The sequence below is a fragment of the Chryseobacterium defluvii genome, assembly GCF_003634775.1.
Lineage (GTDB): Bacteria > Bacteroidota > Bacteroidia > Flavobacteriales > Weeksellaceae > Chryseobacterium > Chryseobacterium defluvii.
This window is the reverse complement of the sequence record NZ_RBXB01000001.1, coordinates 1,445,424-1,447,845: the sequence shown is the minus strand read 5'-3', so window position 1 is coordinate 1,447,845 and position 2,422 is coordinate 1,445,424. Positions and strand designations below refer to the sequence as shown.

Sequence of the window (2,422 nt, the reverse complement as noted above, 5' to 3'; positions counted from 1 at the left end):
ACCACATTACTCACCACCCCGTTAACAGTACTGCTCAAACTGCTTCCCGACAAGGAGAGGGCATTGGTATTGATAACAGGTGCAGATGCTGTCACCCCATTAATAGTAGAAGTAAGGATATTGGCTGTGCTGGTTAAAGTATTCGTTGTAGGAGTACTTGCTGCTGCCGGGCTAAGAGGCTTCCATGTTCCTCCGTTGATGGTCCCTGATTTATTGTCATAATACCAGAATCCGGAAGTTAATGTTCCCTGTGTTGTCCCTACTCCTGCTACCCCGCCTACATTGGTATTATACACCACAAAACCGTCATAATAAGTAGGAAAGGAAGTAGGAACCCCTATAGGAACTCCTCCGAATGCAGTAAAAGTGGTAAGATCCACCCTTGGATACAATAAGCCCTTACCTACATTGGTAGAGGAATTATAGGTGGGATTAGAAGAGGCATCTATAAAGGCTGAGCTTCCCACAACAGCAAGGTTCAATGTACTGTTGGCTATTCTCACCTGAGCCTGAGCCAAACTTCCTGTTATTATGGTTCCAATTAAAATAATCTGTCTGATTTCTTTTTTCATCTTTTAAGTGTTTTTTTTGTGTTTTTTTATTAATAACCTGATATAAGAGACCATGGAGAAGTAGCATTTCCTGTGTAAATTAATATATTACCCTGACCAGGATAGCATAGCTGATTAGCTGTTTCCCTTGGTAATGGACTGATTTCCACAGAGGCAGCTCCTAAAACTGAGACATATATTCTCTTACCGACAGGCACCCCGGTTGTAGGTAAGGTTAAAACAGGATTCGGACCGGATGCAGTGGTGTATAAAATAATATCATCGGTAACTAATGCCGTGTAATTTCCCGTTTGGTTGGTAACATTCATGGTCGCACTGGCCGCTGCACCGCCTCCGGCTTTTACCCATTTGGAACCATCATTGTAATACAATCCGGGAGTTACGTCTGATACGGTAGCCGTATTATATACCATCATTCCTGCCACGTGGGCGCTGAGAGGTGAAGGGCTGGCTGTGGAAGTCAAAGCAATACGGGTATTAAGAATCCCTTTATTGGTGGATACTACGTCCAATGCTGCATCCCGATTAGGGGTCGTCGTGTTTATTCCGACCTGGGCAAACGAGAATGCTGAGGTTAACATTGCCCCCAAAATAATGGCATTTTTTTTCATTGTGTATGTTTTTTATTGTGTGTTTTTGTTGAAAAGTAAGTGGATCAGCCAATCATTTGTCCCAATACCAACTTATTAATAACTCAGAAAATGTATCCTGAGTACAAAAAGGTAATGTCCTATTTTTTACATTTTAAAGTTGTGTATTTTTTAACTTTGAATTCTTAAGAATAAATGAATTCAATCTTTTATCTGATATAAAAGTGTAGGGCTGTAAAATTTTCATCAATTGTGTTTTAATTATGCAAATCACATAAAATATTCTGGGTTAAGCAAAAAAAGCGGGTACCAACAAAGTACTTCATTTAAAAGAAAGCAGTGTCAGTCAGTCTCTCCGCTTTTTCTTATTAGCTATTTTAAAAGTTTCTTATATACCGTAATGTAAGATTAGAAAGGGTACCGTTTGGGGTAATGGTAGATGGATCCGTAAAGCTGGGATCCCTGTAATACCTGTTGATAGAGAAACGCAGCCTGTCATTTACATTTAAGGTTACAAATCCTGAGATAGCCGTATTGCTGTCAAAGACAGTTGATCCGCTGGGAAAGCCATACGCAGTCCTGAGACTGGGTACAGGCTCTGCTCCGTTAACCAGGATGATTCCCTCATAGGCATCACGAGCGGCATTAACACCATTGTTGACACTATGAAGGGACAACACCGCCTGTACATGATAAGTGCCTGCTTTCTTTACCACCAGCTCTCCTGATGCATTCACCTCAAAATTGCCAGTGTCATTGGCTATAAGGGTACTCCCGTCAAAACCAAGGGTCCTTACATTGGTGGATACAGAGGTAAGAGGCCCTTCATCAAAAGTGCTCTTGCAGCTTACGTAGGTAATGGTTTTATCTTTAGTCATCTTATTCATCGAGAAAAAAGGTATCCAGGTACTGCTTGTATTGTTCCACCAGTAAAAGCCCCTTTCAATAGCTTCGGTCAGAGGATCCTCAAAATCAAGGAAAACCAAAAGTCCATGCTCTTTAGCATTAGCTGTATTCAGTGAGGTTACCCTGGGAATAATCCCTCCTTCATTGTTTAAGGGATTGTCTTTATCCTCCGTCATAATTTCCAGTGTGGTTTTCGGGGTATTCGTATTGACTCCTACCTGGGAACTTAACAGCCCGAAATTAAAAAGACTTCCCAATATCAGTAGTGTTGAATTGATCGTTTTCATAATCATTAATCTAAATAAGATAAGGTTAAAGTGTAAACGGACTCCGGACCAACCGCCGTATCACAGG

Annotated in this window: 2 protein-coding genes and 1 pseudogene; all 3 read right to left on the bottom strand. The window is 41.1% G+C overall.

The window, feature by feature from the left end; translation table 11 throughout:
* A pseudogene (locus tag BCF58_RS06780) lies at nucleotides 1-572 on the bottom strand (hypothetical protein); the annotation flags it as partial.
* Nucleotides 573-601: 29 nt separating this feature from the next.
* Entirely contained in the window at nucleotides 602-1,183 is a 582-nt protein-coding gene (locus tag BCF58_RS06775) for a hypothetical protein (RefSeq protein ID WP_121460995.1), read from the bottom strand.
* Nucleotides 1,184-1,539: 356 nt separating this feature from the next.
* A complete protein-coding gene (locus BCF58_RS06770; protein ID WP_147462041.1) occupies nucleotides 1,540-2,355 on the bottom strand; it encodes a hypothetical protein in 816 nt (271 codons plus the stop codon).
* Between the last annotated feature and the right edge of the window lie 67 nt (nucleotides 2,356-2,422).

Coding starts and splice junctions, on each gene's coding strand:
- BCF58_RS06775 (WP_121460995.1), bottom strand. CDS start 1,183: ATGAAAAAAAATGCCATTATTTTGGGGGCAATGTTAACCTCAGCATTC.
- BCF58_RS06770 (WP_147462041.1), bottom strand. CDS start 2,355: ATGAAAACGATCAATTCAACACTACTGATATTGGGAAGTCTTTTTAAT.